The organism is Prevotella sp. KH2C16 (genome assembly GCF_900113305.1).
Classification (GTDB): Bacteria; Bacteroidota; Bacteroidia; order Bacteroidales; family Bacteroidaceae; genus Prevotella.
In genome coordinates this window covers 1-1,243 of record NZ_FOOW01000058.1, presented here as the reverse complement: position 1 = coordinate 1,243, position 1,243 = coordinate 1, and the positions used below count along the sequence as shown (strand labels likewise).

The window sequence follows — 1,243 nt, the reverse complement described above, 5'->3', positions numbered from 1 at the left end:
TGGTTAAAGGCAATGGGGAAGCCATCGCCCTTGGGAACGGAGGCGGTTTCTACAAACTGCTGCTCGGTGCCTTCGCCGATTTCCTTTCCCGACTGCTTCTGCAGGACAATGAGGTCGCTGCCCACTTCCGTCCCTGCGTTTTCGGAGAACATACCCGATGGCAGACGGATAGCGGAGACAAGTCGGCTGTTCTGCATCAGATAACGGCGGATGGCTTCGTTCTTGGGACTGTCCAATACGCCCTGCGAGGTGATGAAAGCCAGCAGACCGCCCTCCTTGAGCGTGTCCAGCCCCTTCACGAAGAAATAGTTATGAATGGCTCGTGTGGATTCCCGTCTGAGAATGTCCTTGCCCTTGCTGTACTCACGGTCATAGACCATGAAATCGCCAAAGGGGATATTGCTGGTGACAAGGTCGTATTTGTCCTTATCCTCCAGTTCCCCGATGGCTTCAAAGGGATCTTGTCGGACAAAGATGTTGCCTTGCCCATAAGGATGCAGGGCTTGTGAGATACGGGCGGTAAGCAGGTCTTTCTCCATTGCGTCGACCGTGCTTGCTTTCTTTGCGAACGTCTCGGCAAAGGCTCCCATGCCAGCCGAAGGGTCTAAGCAGCGACGTATGGGTATATCTACAGAAGTGAGTGCATCGGAAATGGCGGCGACGATGCGGGTATCGGTATAGAAGGACGTGAGCACGCTTGCCTTGATGCTCTCCCAATAGCGTTTGGCGGTATTGGCATCGACGGCTTCACGGTATATCATCTGTTTGAGCCTTTGGGTCGGCTCGAAGAGCTGCTGCTCCGACTGGCTCCAGTAGCGGAGGTCGTCGGGACTGTCACATCGGTTCAGTACGCATTTCAAGCCACCGAAGCCCTGATAGCCGCGCAGTGCGGCTTTTTCTTCCTCGGTGGCTTCGCGGCGTTCCTTTTCCAGACGCAGCACCACACGGATGGCTTCCGTGTTGGCTGCCAAGACTGCTTTCTTATTGTATGCCATAGTGTTTTCTTCTTAATTTAAGGAGGAAAAAGGTCGGAAGATAAAAGTATATTACCTCCCGACCAAATCTGCTCCTCTTTGTTTCTGTCGGGATTATCTCCCTCTTGGTTTTCCTTTCCTGCTTTTAAATTCAAAGGAAGTGGTGTAGTCTTCATTCAGAACCAGACGGGCATTGAACTTCTTGCCTGCCTTGCTCGTCAAGCCTTTGAGGATGGTCGTTCGTCCCGTGGTCAGCAAGTCCCGGATAT

The 1,243-nt window shown here is 52.9% G+C and carries 2 protein-coding genes; both read right to left on the bottom strand.

The genetic code is table 11. The features are described from left to right. Positions 1–995 (bottom strand): N-6 DNA methylase (locus BM114_RS14030; RefSeq protein ID WP_177207131.1); only part of this gene is annotated, 995 nt, incomplete at its 3' end. A gap of 93 nt (positions 996–1,088) precedes the next feature. After that, positions 1,089–1,243, bottom strand: a 155-nt coding sequence (locus BM114_RS14025; RefSeq protein ID WP_177207130.1) for a topoisomerase C-terminal repeat-containing protein, incomplete at its 5' end; no start/stop codon positions are given.